23 protein-coding genes are annotated in these 22750 nt (G+C 29.2%); 8 read left to right on the forward strand and 15 right to left on the reverse strand.

The features are described 5' to 3' along the window. Nucleotides 1–277 precede the first annotated feature (277 nt). Nucleotides 278–583, forward strand: a complete 306-nt coding sequence (locus tag CLPA_RS12345; RefSeq protein ID WP_003447423.1) for a hypothetical protein — start codon at nucleotides 278–280, stop codon at nucleotides 581–583. Here the strand turns inward: CLPA_RS12345 and CLPA_RS12350 are convergent. From CLPA_RS12350 to menH, 6 genes are all read right to left on the reverse strand, one after another. Continuing rightward, nucleotides 573–1475 carry a prenyltransferase gene (locus CLPA_RS12350; protein ID WP_003447421.1) on the reverse strand — a complete coding sequence of 301 codons (903 nt, stop codon included), beginning with the start codon at nucleotides 1473–1475 and terminating at the stop codon, nucleotides 573–575. The two genes, CLPA_RS12345 and CLPA_RS12350, sit on opposite strands and share 11 nt — an antisense overlap. Nucleotides 1476–1543: 68 nt before the next feature. Then, nucleotides 1544–1921, reverse strand: a complete 378-nt coding sequence (locus CLPA_RS12355) for a PaaI family thioesterase (RefSeq protein WP_003447419.1) — start codon at nucleotides 1919–1921, stop codon at nucleotides 1544–1546. Between the two features lie 6 nt (nucleotides 1922–1927). Beyond that, on the reverse strand, nucleotides 1928–3034 hold the full coding sequence (gene menC / locus CLPA_RS12360) for an o-succinylbenzoate synthase (RefSeq protein ID WP_003447417.1): 1107 nt from the start codon (nucleotides 3032–3034) through the stop codon (nucleotides 1928–1930). 143 nt (nucleotides 3035–3177) lie between these two features. Then, nucleotides 3178–4560 carry an o-succinylbenzoate--CoA ligase gene (gene menE / locus CLPA_RS12365; RefSeq protein ID WP_003447415.1) on the reverse strand — a complete coding sequence of 461 codons (1383 nt, stop codon included), beginning with the start codon at nucleotides 4558–4560 and terminating at the stop codon, nucleotides 3178–3180. A gap of 24 nt (nucleotides 4561–4584) precedes the next feature. Then, nucleotides 4585–5427 (reverse strand): 1,4-dihydroxy-2-naphthoyl-CoA synthase, encoded by an 843-nt coding sequence (gene menB / locus CLPA_RS12370; protein WP_003447413.1) that lies wholly within the window; start codon nucleotides 5425–5427, stop codon nucleotides 4585–4587. Between the two features lie 83 nt (nucleotides 5428–5510). Continuing rightward, on the reverse strand, nucleotides 5511–6302 hold the full coding sequence (gene menH, locus CLPA_RS12375; protein WP_003447411.1) for a 2-succinyl-6-hydroxy-2,4-cyclohexadiene-1-carboxylate synthase: 792 nt from the start codon (nucleotides 6300–6302) through the stop codon (nucleotides 5511–5513). A 225-nt stretch (nucleotides 6303–6527) separates the two neighbouring features. Between menH and CLPA_RS12380 the strand changes: the two genes are divergently transcribed. Further along, nucleotides 6528–6782, forward strand: a complete 255-nt coding sequence (locus CLPA_RS12380; protein WP_003447409.1) for a heavy-metal-associated domain-containing protein — start codon at nucleotides 6528–6530, stop codon at nucleotides 6780–6782. A 131-nt stretch (nucleotides 6783–6913) separates the two neighbouring features. Here CLPA_RS12380 and CLPA_RS20125 read toward each other — a convergent pair whose 3' ends face one another. The 6 genes from CLPA_RS20125 to CLPA_RS12410 all read right to left on the reverse strand — a co-directional run bounded on the left by CLPA_RS20125 (nucleotide 6914) and on the right by CLPA_RS12410 (nucleotide 14022). Further along, nucleotides 6914–8131, reverse strand: coding sequence for a murein hydrolase activator EnvC family protein (locus CLPA_RS20125; RefSeq protein WP_003447407.1), 1218 nt, complete (start codon nucleotides 8129–8131; stop codon nucleotides 6914–6916). A 192-nt stretch (nucleotides 8132–8323) separates the two neighbouring features. Further along, nucleotides 8324–8713, reverse strand: a complete 390-nt coding sequence (locus CLPA_RS12390) for a hypothetical protein (RefSeq protein ID WP_003447405.1) — start codon at nucleotides 8711–8713, stop codon at nucleotides 8324–8326. A 136-nt stretch (nucleotides 8714–8849) separates the two neighbouring features. Next, on the reverse strand, nucleotides 8850–10499 hold the full coding sequence (gene menD, locus CLPA_RS12395) for a 2-succinyl-5-enolpyruvyl-6-hydroxy-3-cyclohexene-1-carboxylic-acid synthase (protein ID WP_003447403.1): 1650 nt from the start codon (nucleotides 10497–10499) through the stop codon (nucleotides 8850–8852). 29 nt (nucleotides 10500–10528) lie between these two features. Beyond that, on the reverse strand, nucleotides 10529–11683 hold the full coding sequence (locus CLPA_RS12400) for an isochorismate synthase (protein ID WP_003447401.1): 1155 nt from the start codon (nucleotides 11681–11683) through the stop codon (nucleotides 10529–10531). Between the two features lie 136 nt (nucleotides 11684–11819). Then, nucleotides 11820–12509: a response regulator transcription factor gene (locus CLPA_RS12405; RefSeq protein ID WP_003447400.1), complete on the reverse strand. Its 690-nt coding sequence runs from the start codon at nucleotides 12507–12509 to the stop codon at nucleotides 11820–11822. A gap of 136 nt (nucleotides 12510–12645) precedes the next feature. After that, nucleotides 12646–14022: a sensor histidine kinase gene (locus CLPA_RS12410; RefSeq protein WP_003447398.1), complete on the reverse strand. Its 1377-nt coding sequence runs from the start codon at nucleotides 14020–14022 to the stop codon at nucleotides 12646–12648. A gap of 446 nt (nucleotides 14023–14468) precedes the next feature. On the opposite strand from CLPA_RS12410, the gene CLPA_RS12415 reads away from it, so the two are divergent. The 5 genes from CLPA_RS12415 to ubiE all read left to right on the forward strand — a co-directional run bounded on the left by CLPA_RS12415 (nucleotide 14469) and on the right by ubiE (nucleotide 18592). Next, on the forward strand, nucleotides 14469–14963 hold the full coding sequence (locus CLPA_RS12415) for a DoxX family membrane protein (protein ID WP_003447396.1): 495 nt from the start codon (nucleotides 14469–14471) through the stop codon (nucleotides 14961–14963). 40 nt (nucleotides 14964–15003) lie between these two features. Next, nucleotides 15004–15540 carry a FixH family protein gene (locus CLPA_RS12420; RefSeq protein ID WP_003447393.1) on the forward strand — a complete coding sequence of 179 codons (537 nt, stop codon included), beginning with the start codon at nucleotides 15004–15006 and terminating at the stop codon, nucleotides 15538–15540. 20 nt (nucleotides 15541–15560) lie between these two features. Further along, nucleotides 15561–16952 (forward strand): 4Fe-4S binding protein, encoded by a 1392-nt coding sequence (locus CLPA_RS12425; protein ID WP_003447391.1) that lies wholly within the window; start codon nucleotides 15561–15563, stop codon nucleotides 16950–16952. Nucleotides 16953–17233: 281 nt separating this feature from the next. After that, complete coding sequence (locus tag CLPA_RS12430) at nucleotides 17234–17860, forward strand: CPBP family intramembrane glutamic endopeptidase (RefSeq protein ID WP_003447390.1); 627 nt, start codon at nucleotides 17234–17236, stop codon at nucleotides 17858–17860. A gap of 15 nt (nucleotides 17861–17875) precedes the next feature. Then, nucleotides 17876–18592 carry a bifunctional demethylmenaquinone methyltransferase/2-methoxy-6-polyprenyl-1,4-benzoquinol methylase UbiE gene (gene ubiE, locus CLPA_RS12435; protein ID WP_003447389.1) on the forward strand — a complete coding sequence of 239 codons (717 nt, stop codon included), beginning with the start codon at nucleotides 17876–17878 and terminating at the stop codon, nucleotides 18590–18592. Nucleotides 18593–19044: 452 nt separating this feature from the next. On the opposite strand, the gene CLPA_RS12440 is transcribed toward ubiE, so the two are convergent. The 3 genes from CLPA_RS12440 to CLPA_RS12450 all read right to left on the reverse strand — a co-directional run bounded on the left by CLPA_RS12440 (nucleotide 19045) and on the right by CLPA_RS12450 (nucleotide 21504). Then, nucleotides 19045–20457: a sensor histidine kinase gene (locus CLPA_RS12440; RefSeq protein ID WP_003447388.1), complete on the reverse strand. Its 1413-nt coding sequence runs from the start codon at nucleotides 20455–20457 to the stop codon at nucleotides 19045–19047. A gap of 32 nt (nucleotides 20458–20489) precedes the next feature. Beyond that, nucleotides 20490–21194, reverse strand: coding sequence for a response regulator transcription factor (locus tag CLPA_RS12445; protein WP_003447387.1), 705 nt, complete (start codon nucleotides 21192–21194; stop codon nucleotides 20490–20492). A 73-nt stretch (nucleotides 21195–21267) separates the two neighbouring features. Further along, a complete protein-coding gene (locus CLPA_RS12450) occupies nucleotides 21268–21504 on the reverse strand; it encodes an SHOCT domain-containing protein (RefSeq protein ID WP_003447386.1) in 237 nt (78 codons plus the stop codon). Nucleotides 21505–21788: 284 nt separating this feature from the next. Between CLPA_RS12450 and CLPA_RS12455 the strand changes: the two genes are divergently transcribed. Beyond that, nucleotides 21789–22652, forward strand: coding sequence for a 2-oxo acid dehydrogenase subunit E2 (locus CLPA_RS12455; RefSeq protein WP_003447385.1), 864 nt, complete (start codon nucleotides 21789–21791; stop codon nucleotides 22650–22652). Nucleotides 22653–22750: the final 98 nt, after the last annotated feature.

The following is a 22750-nucleotide window of genomic DNA, read 5'->3' on the forward strand; positions in this document are numbered from 1 at the left end:
CTAACTAAGCCTTAAATCCCTATCTATAAAAATATATAATTTGTATTTTAAATTTTAACTGCAAGCTATATTGTATTTACACCTATGACAGATCTTAAATCAGGCTATTTTCCCATTATTTTCTAAAAATTTATGACAAAAATCAATTTAAACTTAAATTCAGAATTGTAGTTTTAAAAATGCGGATTATGAATGCTTAGCATACAATATTGTCTTAATATATTTTTGTCAATAAAAATCTAAATATATAAAAATTAAATTCAAAGGAGTATAATATATGCCAAGAAAAATATCTAATAAAATTAGAGATAAAAATGATTTAATTCAGCATAAATACAATAATCTAAAAGAAATTATAATTTTAAAAAATCAAGAATTAATATATTCCGCCCTTATAAATAGACAATTCGCCTGTTTTATATACATGGTCTTAAATAAAAAAAGTCCATATGTATTAAAAGTATTTAGATATAGTACTAAAGTACAAGTTTTTATTCCAATAGTAAAAAATAACAATAGACTAGAAAATAAAGAAGAACTAGACTATTGCTTAAGAAGAATCAAGTTAGGTATTATTGAATAAATGAAGAGATTAAAATTGATATTAATAAACCTGCAATTACTGTTATATGGTATTTCAATCCAACCTGTCCAATAAGACCCATTGTTCTTCCCTTTGTATGAACATTCTTATCATAGGATAAAAAATTAGAGATTGATTTATATGGAAAAAACACAATAACAGGTGCCAGTACAACAACAGGATAAATATTCATTACTACTAAAGCAGCAGTCAATACAAGCAGTCCTATTACATTAAATATCCACAGCTTCTCAGCATTTTTGACGCCAATAATTATAGGTAAAGTTTTTCTTCCAACTAATCTATCCTCTTGTAAATCACTTAAATTATTAGACAATAATATAGTACCAATAAATAGAGCAGTAGGAACTGCTACCAGCACTGTATTCAAGGTAAATACATCTGAATGAATATAAATCACCGTGGTAGTTATACCAATACCCATAGTTACTCCTGACACTGCTTCGCCTATGGGTGTATAGGAAATTGGCAAAGGTCCAAAAGCATATAATACTGAAACAATACCTCCTACAACAGCAACCAGTAAAATATAATAGCTTGTTTGACTGGCTATAAAAATACCAATTATAGAAGCAATCACTTCATATATAACTATAATAAACAATACCTGGTTAGAGGTAATCTCACCGCTTATTAAAGCTTTTTCATTACCACTCTTTCCATTATCTGCTCCTCGTTTAAAATCAAAATAGTCATTAATCATATTAGTAGAACTTTGAATCAATATCATGGCAAATATCAATAATATAAAATAAAGAATATTAAATTTTTTAAAAGCATAAAATGAATATATTGAACCTAAAATTACAGGAATAGTTCCTGCAACAAGAGTTTTTATATCCATAAGTTTTATTATTGACTTAAAACTCATATTCTCATCTCTCCTCACTTAAGTGTCTATTCTTAACATAAAAATAGCTTTCTAGTAAATCATAACAGCTAATCTTTATTTGACTTAATAATGGAATTTGTAACAGTTAAATATGAAATTAACAACTTATCTTCATCAAACATTTCTATACTCCAGACATGAGATGTCTTTCCCTTACGCATAAGCTTCCCTTTTGCAATAATATAACCTTCTATTTTTTTTGGCTTCATATGATTTGCAGTAATATTTTGACCTACTGCCATTTCATCTTTATTTATCTTTTTATTTGAAGCGTATCCAGCAATAGTTTCTCCAAAGGCAATAGTTGCACCACCATGCAAATAGCCAAAGGTTTGATCATGAAATTGTGTCAAAGTCATTTTAGCCTCAAGTCCACTTTCATATACATGGACATATTCAATATTTAAACCCTCTATTAAGTTCATATACTATTAATCACCTATTTTCTTGTAGTCAATTGTATAATTTTTTAATGATGCTTTGTCAATATCTACACCTAAGCCATAGCCTTCTGGTACTTTAATAATACCATTCTTAACTATTATTTCTGGTTTAATTATATCCCTTTTAAAGTATCGATTTGATGATGACAAATCTCCAGGAATATAAGTATCCTTTAGACTGGCTAAATGTACATGCAATGCTTTAGAAATACCACTTTCCACCATACTTCCTACCCAATACTCAATATTGCTTTTTCTGCATAATTCAATCATTTTTTTTGCATAATATAGTCCCCCCACACGTCCTACTTTTATGTTTAATACCTTGAAGGCTTTAAGTTCAATTGCTGTTATTAAATCATTAATTGTTTGAATACTTTCATCAAGACATATGAGGGTCTTCAGCTCTTTTTGAAGTCTTTGATATTCTAAAAAATCCACTGAATCTAGGGGTTCCTCTATGCAAAGTAAGTCTAGTTCATCCAATTTCTTCAATTCATTAATTTGTTGAAACTTATAGCTTTTATTGGCATCAGCTAGCAATTGAATATTAGCATATTTTTCTCTAATAGTCTTCAATTTTAAAAATCCATCTTCTGGTTTAATCTTTATTTTAAAACGAACATACCCTTCACTTTGATAATGGTCAATTTGTTTAATTAATGTCTGAACATCTTGGTCTCCTAATACAATTCCTGCATATATGTCATCATTAGTTCCTTCACTAAATACAACATCCATAATGGATTGTTTTTGCCTTTTAGCATATAAATCTACCAAAGCATTTTCCAGTGCTGCAAGCGCCATTGGATAAAATGGCTTGATCCATTTATGAATATCAAAGGGATGTTTAATATCCTTGCGTATTATATCTGGAATATAATTATACATTAATACATACTTGGAATCTATTAATGTTTCATTAGTATAAGAGGGTTCACTAAATGCAACTACTTCACCATAACCTTTATTCTGAAGTTCATCAGTAACTTTAATTATAATTGTCTCACGATGATCTATAGCAGTTTTTGATGTTTTAAATATAAAATTCAGAGGAATTCTAACATGGAAAAGTTCTATTCTATTAATTCGCATCTAATCAACCTCTTTTGAAGCAAGTTCTTAATTCAGGTGGGGATTCTTTTACCCCATCTGAATTTTAGAACTGCAAATGCATGGCTTACTTGGCGTTGAACTCCCACTTTTACAGAGTGCGTGGGAGACTTACGCCAAGTTAGTCAGGTGAAATTCTTTTTTAATATTTTCCCTGAAGCATTTTTAGGCAGCTCTTCTAGATAAATAATTTTTTTAGGTAATTTATATTTTGCCAGTTTACTTGAAAGATAGGCTAATATTTCTTGTCTATCTATTGGAGAAACCACATATAGTATAGGAACTTGTCCCCATCTGTCATCCTTTTCCCCTACCACTGCACATTCCTGTATTTTGGGATGTGCATATAAAATATTTTCAATCTCTTTTGGATATATATTCTCTCCACCAGAAATAATTATATTTTTGCGGCGATCAAGTATATATAGAAATCCATCTTCATCTATATAGCCTACATCTTCTGAATTAAAACAATTAAAAACTTTTTTCTTTTCAATATATCCATCCATTAGCATTGGACTTTTAATTACAACTTCCCCAATGCCTTTTTTATCAGGGTTTTCAATGTTAACAGTTACTTTTTCAAGCGGCAATCCCACAGAATCAATTTTTTCTGGATAATCTAATACAGAAAAGGTTGTAACTTGACTTGTTGTTTCAGTCATTCCATAAGTTTTGTAAATGGGGATATTTTTTGCTATACTTTTCTCAACCATCGGCTTAGGAATAAATTCACCACCTACTAACACTACACGTAAATTATGCTTTCCAATCTTATCCACAATCCTATTTAACATTGTTGGCACAATAGATATCATGTTTATTCTATCGTTCTCAATTAATTTTATAACTTGTTCTTCGTGAAATTTCTCTAATATGGTAATAGAAGTTCCATTGTATAAGCTTCGTATTAAAATGGATAATCCGCTAATGTGATACATTGGTAATGCCACAAGCCAATTATCCTTCTCTGTTACTCCAAGACTTTTTTGAGATGCTTTTACATGAGAGTAAAACTGCTTCCAGCGTATAGGTACTGATTTAAATTCTCCTGTTGTGGCACTGGTATTCATTATAACTGCAATACTTTCTTCATCAAATTCTTCTACCAATTTTATATCTTGTTTTTCACTTTTATATACTTTACTAAAGGATATAAATTTATTATCATAAGAAAAAACAATTTGAACCTTTAATAATTTTAATTGTTTTTTTATTTCTTCATCAGTTAAACGTGTATTCAGCATCAACACTTCTTTATTTAAAAATTGAAGTGCCAAAAAGAAAAGTGCCATATCATCTGAATTATTGGCATAAAGAGCAACTCTTTTCTCATTTTTTACATATGAAAATAGTTTTTTAGCCAAGTCTGTTACACTCTCATATACTTTTCTAAATGTTAGATCATTAATAAATTTTTTATCAGGTCTTTCAACACTATACTTTTTAAGCCAATTCATTTTTTCACCTTTATCAAATTCATTTTCACTATTTTTTACTCTTATCATCTAGTTATATAGTTTAATACTACTCTACGGAAATTTAGGAAATTGCTCAAAATCAGGATTTCGCTTTTCTTTAAAGGCATCTCGTCCTTCTTTTGCTTCCTCTGTAGTGTAAAATAATAATGTAGCATCTCCAGCTAATTGCTGCAAACCGGCCAATCCATCGGTATCGGCATTAAAAGATGCTTTTAAGAAACGTAAGGCTGTAGGTGAATGCTGTAAGATTTCTTTTGCCCATTTTACTGTTTCTTCTTCCAATTCATCAAAGGCCACCACCGCATTCACCAGACCCATATCAAGTGCTTCATTAGCAGTATATTGACGGCATAGATACCAAATTTCTCGTGCTTTTTTATGACCAATAATACGTGCCAGATACCCTGCTCCATATCCACCATCAAAAGAACCTACCTTTGGTCCTGTCTGTCCAAACTTGGCATTCTCAGAAGCAATTGTTAAATCACATACTATATGTAATACATGTCCACCACCAATTGCATAACCATTTACCATTGCTATAACCGGTTTTGGAAGTATTCTAATCAGATGTTGTAAATCTAAAACATTTAAACGTGGTATATTATCATCTCCAACATAACCACCATGGCCACGTACCTTCTGATCTCCACCAGAACAAAATGCCTCTTTATCCTGATCTTGCCCATGATTTGCGCCTGTTAAAATAATTACACCTACTCTTTCATCTTCACGAGCTAAGGTAAAAGCATCAATTAATTCCATAATTGTTTTTGGACGAAATGCATTACGCACTTCAGGACGATTGATTGTGATCTTTGCAATTCCATTATATACTTCATAAATAACATCTTCATAATTACGTTTTAATTCTCTCCAAGGAAATTTGTTCATCTTGTGACTCCTTTCTACATTTTAATGTTTTATAATTTTATTACTTATAATACAGATATAAGATTTTTACTATGAAAGATTTCTTATAAAAATTTACTTAAAACTTCAATAAAAGCATCAGGTGCTTCAATATGTGCATTATGTCCCACACCCTTCATTGTTTCATGTTTAATGTTAGCATTGAATTCTTTAAAATTTTCACCTATATGCTTATATTTTTTATCATATTCTCCACTGATGTATAATAGAGACATAGATAATTTACTTATATGACTTTTCATACATGGAAATTTTCCTTGTCCAGTGCACAGCAACGTATTTGAAAGTGCATAAGTTCTGTTCGATAAACGTCTTTTTCTTATTTCATCTATAGTATGTTTTTGTAGTTTTCTTTGTGATTGGAATATACTCAAATTTGACCAATACTCATCAAACCATTCTATTCCATTTTTCAGTATATTTTTTGCCAAATTCAAATCCCTTCTTCTTCGTTTAAAGCGATTTATGAATCCCGCTTCACCATAGGATGAACTTTCCAAAATCAGTTTATCAATTTCCTGTGAATAAGCTACCGCATAGGCTAAGGCAATTCTTCCCCCCATGGAATAACCTAACATTGAATATTTTTTTAAGTTTAATTGATAAATGAGCTTATTTAAGTGTTTAATTATCACTTTCAAGCTATAATATTTACGTAAGTATGGTTTATCACTTTCTCCATGCCCAATAAAATCTATCAATATCAGTTGATGTCCCTTTAATTCAAGTAAATTCCAAGTACTTAAATTTTCAGAAAAGCCATGTAAACAAACAATTGGTTTGCCTTCACCCTTTATTTCAAAATGATATTTAATATTTTCAATTTCAATAATCATGCTATCACCTTGCAAGCTTGTATATTCATCATTCTTATATTTTCTTAAAACTTATTGTACAAAATACTTATAAAGATATTATGAAGATAATTGTATCTCCTTTAAATATACTTCTTATCATTGTGAATTACTTGCAATTACAATTAAATCTAAAAAGTAATTTTCTTATTTTTTCATATAATCTACATATAAATTTTGTATCTTACTACTAAGGAGGTTTTATATATGAAAGATAGTATAGTTAAATTTAAACAATATAATATGTTATGTAATAGGTGTCTAATAAACGTAGTTAAATGCCTAAGCAATCTTCCAGGTGTAAAGAGCTTAGAACTAAGTCTTGAATCTAAAAAAATAAAAGTTATATATGAAGATAAAACAATCTCTAGAAAAATGATACAAAACATGGTCAATGAAACAATACTTACTGGTAAAATAAAAAACATTAAAGATAATAATCTAATTTATGAGGGCATATAGCATAGTCTATTTTAATAAAATTCTTTCAAAACCAATAGGGTATTTATTGCCTTAAATACAATAAATACCCTATTAATTCAAAATATATATTTTTCTATCATTTGTTTTTTATTAACATTAAATACCAAAATTTAATTTACATAATAACCACTAGGCTCTATAGGTTGTCCACTTGAATTTCTTATTTCAAAATGAAGATGTGCTCCTGAAGACACACCAGAATTACCTGAATATGAAATTAGCTGTCCACCTTTTATTTTCTGACCTACCGACACAGCTAATGAGGAATTATGTGCATACACAGAAGTTATATCTCCATGATTAATCATTACTACATTTCCATATCCGGACATGGACTCTGCAGCAATGACCACTCCATCCTTTAAAGCATAAATCGGAGTACCCATTGGTACACCTATATCCATACCTGCATGAAGTCTGCTGTAATTTAAAACAGGGTGAAACCTCATACCAAAAGGAGAGGTTATAGGATAAGAGCTCCCTGTTACAGAAAACAAGTTTCCTTTAGAACTAATTTTTGAAGACGATGTACTGATTTTATCTCCTTGAGAACTGCTTTGTGAAGAAGATGCACCAATATTCCCCCCTCTTGAAGCCACAATTCTGCTGCTTTCTTTTTTAATTTCTTGAATAGATTTCTCAAGTTTCTGAGATTCAGACTGTTCTTTGGAAATCATATTTTCATAAAAATTCTTGTCCTTTTCAAGCTTTTCAACTAATTGCTTTTTTTCATTGGCTGTGGTCTGCAAAGACTTATATTTTCCGTCTGCCTCATTCTTTAATTTAGCTGCAATGTTCTTATTACTCTCAAGTTCCAGCCTATTTTTCTCCAGACTCTCCTGCCTATCTTTAATATCAGACATAAGTGCTTTATCATAAGCAATGATTCTTTTTACCATATCTATTCTACTTATGACATCAGAAAAATTCTTTGAATTTAGGATTACTTCCAAATATCCACTATTTCCTGACTGATACATAGCTCTAACTCTTGATTTAAACAATTGATTTTCTTTAGAAAATTCCTGTTTTTTTACTTCAATATCATTTTCTTTTTCCTTTATCTGATAATTTAGATTTGCAATTTTACCATTTAGTTTCTGAATTTGTGAACCCACTTGATTCATGTCTTTATCTAAGTTTTCCAATTCTTTTTCTGCATTATTTTTGTCTGCAGTAACATTATTTAGACTGTCCTTACTTTGCTGAATAGACTTGTTTATTTCATTTAGTTTGTTTTGACTGTCCTGAATCCCTGCTCCATATGCATAAGAAAATATGGAACTGCTAATTGCTATGGCTACTAGTAAAACTATCCCCCGTCTCATGTAGTTTCCTCTCTTCCTTAGTACGTTTTAAACAAAATTTTTCTCTTTACATTATAATGATTTAATATAAAGAGAATATGAAGACTATATAAAAATTGTATAAACATATATTTAAAAAATTTTAACATCTGTTTTGTTAAAATGTATTGCAAATCTTATTTTTAATCGTAAAGCATCTGAGATTTTAACTAATTATCTTCCCATCATGTCCTGATGCATTTGTGTCATATTGCCTTTATCTACGGATTTCATCATGTTAGCCATAGACCCGTATCCATTGCTTTGCATTATATCAATCATCTTTTTATAATCAGTATCATTCAAATTATTCATAAACTTATTCATAGCATCATAATCTCTATTTTGCATAGCCTTTGCTTCATCACTAAAACCATTATCCTGCATTATTTTTATCATATTGTTAAAGCTATCCTTTAACTGAGATCCTATATTTTGTGCACTCATCATTGGGCTACTGGAATTATCGGAACTTGTGTTATTTCTTCCCTGTGCATATACAACTGAAATAATTCCTACTGCAAGTACACCTGATAGTACTAAAACTAAAATTTTATTTTTCATTTAATATCACTCCCATAATTATTTTTCTTTATATATTTATTGTACTGTTTAATTATGGAGCTATTATGAATCTATACAACATTGGATATATAACAATTAAACTTTCCTAAGTTTAAAATATTCGTAATAACTTATTTTACAAAGTTGTATATTTATCATGCAGCCTCTTACTTAACTCAGAATCAATTCTCACTTCAATAAGCTTAATTCCATCTAAAATTAATGCTTCATTGAAAGCATTTTCAAATGATTTATAGTCAATTGCTTTATAATATGTTATACCATATAAAGTTTTTATACCTTCAAAGTTTATCTCATGAGGAGTTAAAAATAAATAACTGAAATTTTTTTCTTTACTTTGTGGTAAATACCTAAATATACCTCCACCATTATTATTTAATAACAAAATAATCAAATTTAAATTATTTGCTTTGCCAATTAATAATCCATTTAAATCATAATAAAAGGACAAATCACCAGTCAACAATACCGTTGGCTTATTTGATGTAGATATTCCTAATGCGGTGGAAACAATACCATCTATTCCATTTGCCCCTCTGTTGCACAATACCTTGATATTTTGATTTCGTGCTTCAAAGAAATAATCTACATCGCGAATTGCCATACTATTTGAAACAACCAATCTGCTTCCAGATGGAAGGAGATTTTGCAAACTTTGAATCAATTTTCCTTCGAACAACTTTGCTTCCTCTTTAGTGCTATTTAATTGTTTTCTCATTTCATCTTGATAATTTAGCCATTTTGATAAATAAGTTGTGCTGCTATTTTCAATTGAAATAGACTGAGCAAACGCTCTTGGTGATGAAACAATATATTTTTTCGTTGAAAGGGCTGGATTATGGTAGTAAAATGTTTCAGATACTTGTAGATATAGAGCATCTTTATGCATAGACAAAAATTGTTGAAGGCGTTTTGATACAGCCACTTGCCCGAAGTGAATGATAAACTCAGGCTTCAATTCTCTTTTAATATCATCACTTTTTAAAAATGCATCATAGCTATCAACAATGATATCTTTTGAATAATTTCTAAAATTGGAAATTGGATCTGCTAATACAGGTACTTTTAAGCGTTCTCCTAGTTTTATAACTTCTTTATGGTAATTTGAATAGGCATCTCCCCCACAAATAATAATACCATTCTTATTCTTAAGAATTGAAGATTCAAAAATAACTTGATTTTCACCTTTTATATATTCAAATTTATTTTCAAATCGTCCTTTAGTGAAATTCAACTCTTCAAACTCTGGAATTAAAGGGTCTCTAAGCGGTATATTAATATGAACTACGCCATATTCTTTTGACATGGCATTTGAATATGCCCTTTGCATAACCACACGCACATAACGGTACATATTTTCATTTTCCTCGGGTAAATGTAATTCTTCATAATACTTAGTGAAATTATTAAATATTTTATTTTGATCAATTGTCTGTGGCGCCCCAACATTACGCAATTCAGGCGGACGGTCAGCTGTTAAAATAATTAATGGCACTCCTGAATATTTTGCTTCTACAATTGCAGGTAAATAATTTGCTGCTGCTGAACCTGAAGTACACACTAATACCACCGGTCTTTCATGCTCCTTTGCAATTCCAAGTGCAAAAAAGGCGGAGGATCGTTCATCAACATTCACAAAATTATTAAAGTTATGCTCGCAAAATAAATATGCTAAAGGCGTAGAACGTGATCCAGGACTAATTACAACCTCACGAACACCTAATTCATATAATTCATCAACTAAAGCTGCAATGTAATTTGTCATTTCTTTCCCCTCTCAACTATCAATAAATCTTATTTATCGGATAAACTTTCAATTATAGTTTTCAATTTATTTGTAGTTTCAATATATTCACTTTTGCAATTTGATTTATCCACTATACCACAGCCGCTGTACGCATAGACTATATTTTTTTCAATCAATGCAGATCGTATCCCCACTACAAATATTCCGTCTCCATTTTCATCTATTATTCCTATTGGTGCCGCATACAGACCTCTTTCATGCTTTTCATATCTTTTAATAAGTTCCAATGCTTTATTTACGGGATCTCCTCCCAGTGCAGGTGTAGGATGAAGCAACTTTACCCATTGAAGCAGAGTTCTGCTTGTATTTTTCCCATGAATACAAGTTTGTAAATGATATAAATTTTTAAGTTCCAAAATCTTTGTTTCATCCACTGTCAATTCATCTGTAAAATTCCTCATAGAATTAACTATCGAGTCAATGACGATTTGATGTTCATGACGATTTTTGATATCAACTAACAATCCTTCCCCTTCACCCTCATCCTCTTTATAACTCCGCAAAACAGTACCAGCTAAGGCATAGCTTAAAATATTATTTTTTTCTTTTTGAATTAAAATTTCAGGTGTTGCACCCAGAAAAGTTTTTCCATCTTTACGATATGAAAATATAAAACTATTTGCATTCTGCTTCAAAAGATTTTGTAAAATACTTTCTGTATTTATTGACCCATTACATTTAATTTTAACCTCTCTTGAAATAACAACTTTATTTAATTCTTTATTCAATATAGCATTATGAGCAGCAGAAAATAGCTGCTCCCAAGAATTATAATCATCCATTTCATATCTAAAAGAATGTCTATAAAATTCCACTTTCATATTTTCAATTTCAACAAAATCTTTCAAATAATAAAGCGTCTGTATACCTTTCTTTTCAATTAAATAATATTCAAATGCAATATTTTCATTTCCAAAGCCTGACCACTTTTCATCTTTGATGGAATTAAAAAAGGTCATTGATGAAAAAGTATATGGATAGTCCTTTAAACATTCCTCCAAAGACAGGGCTTTTAAACGCTTTGCTCCAAAAATAAATTCCTTTTTCAATGGATTATAAAAGAAAAAACTTTCTTCATTTTTAAAATACTTTAAGAAAGTAAGTGGATTATCTAATTTGATTTGTATTTTATGATATTTCAAGCTATACACCTCAGTACAAATAAATCTTTAGTTATTTTATTGATTTATTATAATATAACACCATGTAGATTTTATGAAGATAATTGTGAAACTAATCACTTAACTTTTTCTTTTAATAAAATGCTTTAAAACAATATTATATATCCCTTTTGCCACCAAATTTATACCCCACTTTAACAACAGTGATTATATATTGAGGTGTTTTACTGTTATCCTCTATTTTTTTTCTTAGATTTTTAATATGGACATCTACAGTTCTGTCATATCCTTCAAAATCGATACCATATACATTTTGAATAAGCTGTTCTCGTGATAGAACTTTACCCTCATTTAAAGCAAGTGTATATAAAATATCAAATTCATTTGGAGTCAAAATTATATCTTCTCCTTTTAATAGCACACTTCTCTTTTCTTTATCAATCTTAAGTTTTCCATTATCATAGGAAAGCATTGTTGTTTTATTTGAATCTACCCTTCTAAACAAAGCATTTACCCTTGCGGTAAGTTCTCTTGGACTTAATGGTTTAGTAAGGTATTCATCAGCTCCAATATTAAGTCCTTGGATTTTGTCACTTAATTCCACTTTTGCAGTAAGCATGAATATATGCACATCGGATGTTTTTCTTATAAACTTACAAACCTCTTCCCCATCAATATCTGGAAGCATCAAATCCAATATAATCAGCTGAAAATCCATTTTATTGAATAGATTAAGTCCGTCATATCCTTTAATTGCACAATATACTTTATATCCTTCTCTTTCAAGATAGGCTTTAATTACCTCTGATACTTTTGCTTCATCCTCAATTATTAAAATATTATTCATTCTTATTCTCCTTATTTTATAAATATATAGATCATTACTAATTATCAAGATTATAAGTAAACTTTTTATCCGCTTTTTAAATATTCATTAAAGAAGCGAAATCTTTGATAATTATTCCCATTATTTTAATCACATATTAAGACATTTTCTTATTGAAATATAATGTAAATGATGTCCCTATACCAACGACACTTTCAACATTAATGGTTGCAGAGTGAAGAGTAAGTATTCTTTTTACAATAGTTAATCCTATACCGCTCCCTTCTATTTCATGTCGACTCTTATCTCCTCTATATAATCTTTCAAAAATATAAGGCAAATCTTCCCTTTTTATACCCATACCATCATCTTTAACTTTAACTATAACCTTATCCTTATTTGCATCTATATTAACCCACACATTTCCTCCAGCCTGAGTAAATTTAATGGCATTGCTTAACAAATTTATAAAAACCTGTTTAATTTTATCTTCATCTCCTATTATTTGAAAATCCTTATCCTTATCAATATTTAAATTAAATTTAATATTTTTATTTTCAAAGTCAATATAGAACTCATTACTTACAGAAGATACGAGTTCATCTAAAAATATAGTAGTTGTATTAAGAGTTAATTTTTCTTCTTCGAATTCTTTTAAAAGATTTAAATTATTTAATAATTTTCCAAACCTTATAACCTCATCATTTAGATAATTTAAACGCTCCTCATTTACAGGAAATATTCCGTCAATCATAGCTTCTAAATTATTTTGAAGAATATTTAGTGGAGTTCTTATTTCATGAGAAATATCTGAAACTAATCTTTTTCTAAGCTGATCCTGTTCTTTCAATCTCTTACCTAATGTATTTATGCTTTCAGTGAGATTATTCAGTTCTTTTATATTACTTTTTATATTGGAAACAGAATCATAATTTCCATTAGAAAGTTTAACTGAAGTATCTGATACTGCTTTAATAGGTGCAGAAAATTGTTTCGATATGATTATACTGATTATAACAGCTATAAAAATTGTTATTAAAACACTAATAATAATACTTCTATTTATTGATATTTTAAAATTTATATCCTGCTGAGATAACAAAATTGGAGAATACTGACCAATTTCTACATATCCTACAATTTTTCCATCTGTCTTAATTTCAAAGAAATTTGATGTATAGACTCCATTATTATTTCCAGCCCTCTGCATCATTAAGTGATATCTTTCTCTTATGTCATTTGGATTCATACCCCAAATTACATTTTTATTATCATCTAAGAGAGTTAAACAATAGTTGCTCATATAAGCTTCATGCATCATTTCTTCTCCAGAATTTACAGTCCATTTTTTATCCCTTTTATATATTTGTTGAAAATAATCGACAATTCTTTGATTTCTTTGATTTTGAGTGTTCATCATATATTTATTAAATGTGCTGTTAAGTGCCCAGTTAACAAATAGTGCTGATAAAATTACAGCAATAATTGAACAAAAAATTATTATTATACCTAGTCTTCTCCTAATACTCTGCAAAAATATTACCTCCAAATTTATATATAAACTTATACATCACAGTTAGTTTCATATATTTGTAATTTTATAATAAATAGAATTTAAAACTATATTTCTTATTAATGTATATATTTCTAAATTATTTTATCAGATTAATATGTTAATCTTATGAAGATTACAATTATAAGGAGAAAAAAATTTTAATTAACACTATATGCTTACCTTCTAAATTTATTTTTATCTTCATAATATCTTCATATAAAATTTATATACTTAGGCCATTCGCTTCAATATATATACTAACAAATTATATAAGGAAGAAACATACTACTCACTTATTTATTGTGTCCATAACTCAGGTATTGCATATGAAATATCTGAGATTATGTTGTTATATATTAGACTTTTATAAATTTATTATAAAAAATGTCTGGCATTTAAAAATATAAATTGGAGGAAATAAAACTATGAAAATATTTCGTGACAAAAGATTTAGTATAATTTGGACAGTTCTGCGTATTTGGCTTGGATATCAGTGGCTAACTGCAGGAATAGAAAAAATTACCGGGCAAGGTTGGATTGGAAGTAAAGCTGGTGTATCCATAACAGGCTTTCTAAAGGGTGCGCTTGCAAAAGCCACAGGAGAGCATCCATTAGTACAATGGTGGTATGCAAGTTTTATTAAAAGCTTCGCCCTGCCTAATGCTAAAATTTTTAGTTATTTAGTTGCATTTGGAGAAATATTAGTTGGTATTTCTTTAATTCTTGGAGCTTTAACTATTGTTGGTCTTATTGCAGGAGCTTTCATGAATTTAAACTATATGTTAGCAGGTACAACTAGTACAAATCCTATTTTATATACTGCAGCTATTTTACTTATGGTTGCTGGTACCAATGCATATATTTTAGGACTTGATAGATTTATTTTACCTAAGATATTTAATAAAAAAATCACCAGTTAATGTTTTAATGAAATTTATTTAATAGGAGGAATTTTACGATATGAAAAAAAAATTAATCAAAAATGTAGTGTTAGGTTTACTTTTCGTACTTGCATTATCCACAACAGCACTGGCGGATAGCGACGGAACTAAAATCGAGAAAAATGTAGATGGAATAAAAGCAGACTTAATTTTAAGCAGTGATACATTGAAAACTGGCGATAATGAATTAACAATTAAACTTTATGATACAAAGGGACAACCAATAGAAAATGCAAATGTTAAAGTAACTGCTGATATGCCAGGTAATAATATGGATGACATGAAGATGAATAATTCTAAGCCTGAAGCTATTGACTTTAAACCAGGTCATGAAAAGGGAGAATATACTGGAACCGTAAATTTCTCTGATAAAGGTAATTGGACAATTAAAACAGATTTTACAGCAGCAAATCAGGAAAAAATGGCTGATTTTGATGTAAAAGTGTCTAGTTCTGGTCCCAATTGGTTTGTAATAGGTGGTTTCCTAGGTTTAGTTGCTTTAATCATTATTATCGCTGCAGTATCTAAAAGTAAGAAGAAAGCTTCAGCAGCCTAGAAAGCGAGGTAATAATTCTTATGGAAGAAAAAGAAAAAACAAAATATGAGGATAAAAAAGATTCTAATTCCTCGTCCAATGTAAATTTACTTAAAAATAAAATGTTTAAAAAATTTATGCAAAGCAGATGGTATCCTGGTATATTTCAGTGGCCAGTTTTAATAGTTTTTGCTTTTATTGTCTATGAATTATTAGTTGGCCCATCTGTTGCTCACGACAACTTTGGTACAGCTGGTACATGGGTGCTCTGGTGGCCTTTACTTCCAATCATGTTATTTCTCCTTGGAAGATTTTGGTGTGCTATATGTCCCTTTGGACTTATAAATGATCTTGTACAAAAGTTTGTTGGCAATAATCGTCCAGTTCCTAAATTCTTGAGAAAATATGGAATATGGATTATAGATGCAATGTTTATAATGATAACCTGGAGCGACCATGTTTGGGGAGTTGTTGAATCCCCTCGTGGTTCAGCAGTTGTACTACTGATTATTACCGCTGGAGTTATTTTTTCAGGTGCGTTCTTTGAACGCAGAACCTGGTGTAGATATCTATGCTTCCTTGGCGGTGTATCTAGCAACTATACAAGAGTTGGTATGATGGAACTAAGAGCAACTCCTGAAAAATGTGCTAAATGTAAGGTACTTGCCTGCTATAAAGGTAGTGAAAAAGCTGATGGATGTCCAATGTTTGAGTTCCCAAGAGCTATGGAAACCAATGCAGAATGTAATTTTTGTGGTAATTGTGTAAAAAATTGTCCTAATGATTCCATTAAAATGTATCCACGCGTACCTACTAAAGAATTATGGTCTATTCGTAAGCCAAAGCTTCCGGAATCATTCCTTGCTGTTGTAATTATGGGTATTGTATTTGTTCAAAATATCACTATGCTGGCTATATGGAAAGATATATTAAGCTGGCTTGAACGCACAACTGGAACTACAAGCTACTATGTAACTTTCACTGTAACTTTTATTATTGCAATGCTAATTCCTATTATTCTACTTTCTGTAACAGGATTGATTGCAAAGAAATTTAATGGAGACTCAGTTAGACAAAATTTTGCCAGATTTGGATATGCTATTATACCATTAGATTTAGCAGCTCATATAGCTCATAACTTATTTCATTTACTAGCAGAAGGTAAATCTGTAATTTTCACCTTTGTAGAACTTTTCGGGGTAAACATGCATGGATCAACAGCTCTATTAGATAATGAAACTATACAAGCCCTTCAATATATATTAATTGTTATTGGAGCTTTAGGTTCAATATATACTGTATATAAGATTTCAAAGCATACTTATGGAAACAAAAATTCCATAAAAACCACAGTTGTTTATACAATATTATTAGTATTTTTAGCAGTTGTAAATCTTATATTATTTGCTCTTCCAATGGAAATGCGTATGTAATTTAAGCTGTTAAAATCTAAATATTAAAACTTTAAGACCATATCTCTCATCAAAATCTAAGGACTCATACATTGTGTTTTAAAATATAGCCCCTAGTTATTAGATAAGAATGATAGTATGGTCTCTCTTTATAAAATATTCATTTCCTTTAAGTAGCTATTATCTAAATGTATTTATTAAATAAACAATTTTAATTGCAACTTTATACAATTTCACATAACAAATATAATTTTGCTTAAATTAGCTAATATGAATTTTTACCCTTCAAAGGAGTTGTTTTTTTGACTGAAAATAAAAAAAGTTTAGCTTATATATGTTTCACATTAATATTAGCATCAGTTTTATGGTATTTATTGTTTGTTATTAAGCCTTTTAACTTTTGGATAGAAATGAGTATTTCTATATTTATTCTAATACTTGCTGCCTCATTTTCAAAAAATAGCATTTTTGTTTTTAAGAAAATAGCCCTCAAAGATATACTTTTAGGTATTTTTTCAGCTATTGTGTTATATGCTATATTTTATCTTGGAAATATAATATCCGGATATTTATTTTCATTCAAAGATACAGAAATACTATCAATTTACAATAATAAAGCACAGGGAAACCTAAAACTTATAAGCTTACTGCTTCTTTTGTCAATTGGTCCAGGAGAAGAAATTTACTGGAGGGGCTTTATTCAAACTACTTTATCTAGAATATTGGGAGAAAATAAAGGATATATCTTATCAGCAGTACTTTATGCATTAGTACACATTATTACTGGAAACTTCATGTTAGTTTTAGCAGCTTTAGTGTGTGGATTATATTTGGGATGGATTTACAAAAGAAAACAAACTCTTACACCAGTAATTATATCTCATGCACTTTGGGATCTTATAATATTTGTTTTATTCCCATTAATATAAAAAGGAGGTTAGCATATGACCAGTGAAAAATCAAATGTTCAAAATATCTTTTCATCTATTGCTGAAAAATATGATATATTGAATACAGTATTAACTCTTAATATTGATAGTCTTTGGAGAAAAAAAGCTATAAATATTTCAAATATAAATGAAGACAGTAAAGTTTTGGATTTATGCTGCGGTACTGGTAAAATGGTATACTATACCTGCAAAAAAGTTGGTAAGAATACTGAAGTTATAGGTTTAGATTTCAATGAAGCTATGCTTGAGGTAGGTTATAAAAATCTTAATAAAAGTATTCCTGACTATAAATTTAAATTACTTAAAGGTGATGTTCAAGCGCTCCCTTTTAAAGACTGCAGCTTTGATTGTGTGACTATTGCCTTTGGATTAAGAAACATTCCCAATAAGACAAAGGCACTATCTGAAATCTACAGAGTTCTAAAACCAGGTGGAAAAGCAATTTGCTTAGAATTATCAACTCCACAAATACCTATATTCAAACAAGTATATGGAGTATATTTCAACAACATACTCCCCATTATTGGATATTTAGGCACTGGTGATAAAAATGCCTATTCCTATCTTAGAGACTCTGTAAACAAATTTATGTCAAAATCTGATCTGAAGTATGCCTTTGAATCTACAGGTTTCAAAAATGCTAGCTACAAATCCCTGTCCGGAGGTATAGCTTCTATACACTATGGTACAAAGCCCATTGTAATTAAATAATATGTTATTCTTCATTTTATCTACATAATTCTATACTGTATACAAATATAAGTATAGATACTACTAGAGATCCTGTATGCGGTATGAATGTATCAAAGAAAGATGCTATCTCTAGAAAGATAGATGACAAGACATATTATTTTTACAGTAAGAATTGCGCTAATGAATTTGAAAGAAATCATGTGCAATATAAATAAAATGCTTATATAGTAATAAATAGCACCTGAATTAACTGAGTTCTTACTAGGCAATTCAGGTGTTATTTTTGAAAATTATATAAAACAACTTTATATATATTACAATAAATTATATTCATTACATATAAACAGATTCTAACTAAATCTTATTTATTAAATGAGCAATTCTAATTGCAACTTATATATAATTTTGATAATAGGAATATATTGAATTAAGGTTCAAGTATTCTAGATTAAAATTAGGGATGATTAGTATTATAAACATATATTTTTAGGAAAGCTTATACTAAACACAGTACCTTCTCCAATTTTACCTTTAACCCGTATTTTTCCTCCATTAGCTTCTACTAAACTTTTAGTTATGGTAAGTCCAAGGCCTGATCCGCCAGTATTTTTGTCTCTTGATATATCACTTCTATAAAATCTCTCAAATATATAGGGTAAGTCTTTTTCAGAAATGCCTATACCATTGTCTTCTACCTCTATTATAATATGGTCTTTTTTTTCAAATAGAGATACCTTTACTCTGCCATTAATTTCAAGATAGTTATTGGCATTTGAAAGAAGATTGTGCAGTATTTGTTTTAAATTATCTTTATCCATATATACAATTATATTTTCTGCAACTTCAGCCGTAATCATGCAGTTTTTTCTCATAAATATAGGCTTAAAAGTATCTACAATATTTGCAATTTCAGAAGATAAATTAAATTTACTTTTATTCAGAGTTATATCTGCCTGCTCAAATTTTGATATGTTTCTAAGATTATTTACTAATTTTGAAAGTCTATCTAATTCTTCATAAAATACTTGAAATCTTTCTTTTGAGGGTTCCCATATGCCATCAATTAAAGCTTCAACATGAGTTTTTAGAGTAGTAAGCGGAGTCCTTATTTCATGAGCCATATCAGAAGTAAGCCTTTTTCTGAGTTCTTCTTGATTCTGTAATGTTTCTGCAAGGTAGTTTATTGAGCAAGCTAGTTCTTCTATTTCTTTTGTATTGGATTTTATATTAGAACGAACTTTTAAATTCCCCATTCTCATTTCAGAAGCAGTTTTAGTTATCTTTTCAAGAGGAGATGCAATCTGCCTTGATAAAAAGAAAGTTATTAATAATCCAAAAATCAATGTTATAAAAAAAGATATTATAAAGGATTGATTAAGATTATTTATAAACGCTAATGAATTGGAAGAAAAATAAGAGCTGCCGTAATAACCAATGATTATTGTCCCCACTACACTATTATCTTTAGTCAGTTCATGTTTTTCTTCTTTGTACTCTCCTGAATTAATACTGGATAAATTGCCCATCATGCCGTTTTTCCCTTCGCCCATCATTGAATTCATCATATTTTTATGCTGCATGTACGTAGTCCCTGAAGAAAACAGAATACTACCTGAATTATCTCTTACTTCAATATATAATTCATTCATATTTGCATTTCTGACCATTGCTTCCTGGCTGTCACCTGAAAATCCATTATCTTTATTATAAGAATCTTCAATAAATTTAACTATTTCATTTATCCTTGTATTGTGTTCATCTACTAAATATTTACTAAATTCATTGGAAATCCTTAAATTTGAAATAATACCAGTAATGATTAAAGAGCCCATAAGAGCAATAAAAAAACCTAAGGCTAACTTTTTACCAAGTGTTATTTTCACTACTATAACCTCCTGTATTAACTAAAATATTATTAAGATTTTGAGCCTGTAAATTTATAACCTACTCCATAAACTGTACTTATATATTTAGGATTCTTAGTGTCGTCTTCAATTTTATGTCTTACATTCTTTATATAGCTGTCCACCGTTCTATCAAAGCCTTCATATTCAATTCCAAAGGCCTTTTTAACTAATTGTTCTCTTGTAAATACCTGACCAGGATTCGTAAGTAGTGCTACCAATACTTTAAATTCATAAGGAGTGATATCTATTTCTTTATTTTTCTTTTTAACTTTCATTTTTCTCACATCTATTTTCAAATCACCATCATTAAATACAAGATAATCAGCAAGTGGATTATCATCTCTATAAGCTCTTCTAAGAAGTGCTCTTATTCTTCCTACAAGCTCTCTTACACTAAAAGGCTTTGTAAGATAATCATCTGCCCCTATCGCTAAGCCTTCAATTTTATCATCTTCCTCTATTTTAGCAGTAAGCATAATAATAGGAACATCAGATACTGATCTTACCTTTCTGCAAACTTCTTCTCCAGAAATTTTAGGAAGCATTAAATCCAATACGATGAGTTTAATATTCTCTTTTTTAAAAATTTCAATGGCTTCTTCACCATTTGTTGCTATATATACTTTAAAATTATCCTTTTCTAAATAAGCTTTAATTACTTCCAGTATTGTATATTCATCATCAACTACAAGTATATTAATGGTATCTTTCATTTTTCGAGCACCTCAATACAATTTATTATTTCTTACAATTATCATTATATCAAAAATAACTAGAGATTAATCTCTAGTTATTTTTGATAAATTCTTTCCTCTTTTTATATTCTTCTTCGCTGATTTCTCCTTTAGCATACATGTTATCAAGAGTTTTAATTGCATTGTTATTTACCTTAAAATAACCCTTAAATAATTTTACTGCTGCAACAACTATTCCTATAATTATTAAAAGTCGTATTATCATAAATATTATGAGATATGGCCCTCCCACGCCTATAAATCCATTACCATAACCACAACCAAACATAATATCACCTTCCTTTTAATTTTCTATAATTAAATTATAAAATTAAATTATGGAGCAATTATGAATGAACTATGCCTACTCATATAAACATACCACAAAACTAAAAATAAATTCTTACTACATTTAGTATATATACTAAATTCACTTTACAATAGCTGAATCATACTGAATAAATATTTGAAAAAGTAGAAATATTCTTTTTATTACGTTATAATAAAAAAGATAAATTATACAATAATAATTATATAACTGAATTTATACTAACACATAAGGAGGACTTAGTTATGACAAATAATAACATTAAAATAAAAAAATCCATACCTTTTGATGCTAAAAGAAAAATCGTTGCTCATGCAACGGGAGAATCATGGTATAATATACCACATATTACTTACAACTATGAGCCAGACATAACAAACTTTTATGAAGAATTTGTTGAACTATCTAAAAAATTAAAAAGTGAAGGGAAGAAAATTTCCTTTAATAGTTTAATGATAAAAGTTATATCAGAGGGATTGTTAAGTGCTGCTGATTTGAATTCATATTTAGAATATGATCACGAAAAGTGCGATGGTACTTTACATATATTAGATGAAATTAACATAGCTATTCCCTGGATTTTATCTGATGGTTCTCATATAACTCCAAGTATAATGAATGCTGGTAAACTATCATTAGAAGAAATTTCTGACTACATTTCAAATTTGACTAATAAAATAAATAATTCAGACATTAAAGAAATAACAAATATACTGTCGTCGGAATTCAGCAGTGAAAAGCCCTATCTTGAAGGTAAAGAAAAAGATAATTATTATAAAATACCTGACAGTGAACGTCTAACAAAAGAGGACTTTATTTATGGAACAATAACATTTTCAAATATTGGATCTCTTTATAGAGAACAAAAAGGCTCTTTTTGTCTACTTGAAGTTATACCACCACAAGTATTTGCGATAGGCCTAAGCTCAGTTCAGGAAAAACCAGGAGTTTTTTTAGATGACAACGGATCTAAACAAATAGGAATAAGAAAAACACTTCCAATGTGCCTAGCCTTTGATCATAGAGCACTTGATTTCAGTTCTATTATTCCATTTTTAAAAAAGCTGGATTCCATATTTGATGATCCATCTGTTATTCATCAGTGGTAATAAAGTTTTGCATTCGTAATATATTAAAAAATACCTGGAGATAAATATATTTTCAGGTATTTTTTATATTTGAATTGATTTTTTTTATATCTACAATA

It is taken from the genome of Clostridium pasteurianum DSM 525 = ATCC 6013 (assembly GCF_000807255.1).
Lineage (GTDB): Bacteria > Bacillota > Clostridia > Clostridiales > Clostridiaceae > Clostridium_I > Clostridium_I pasteurianum.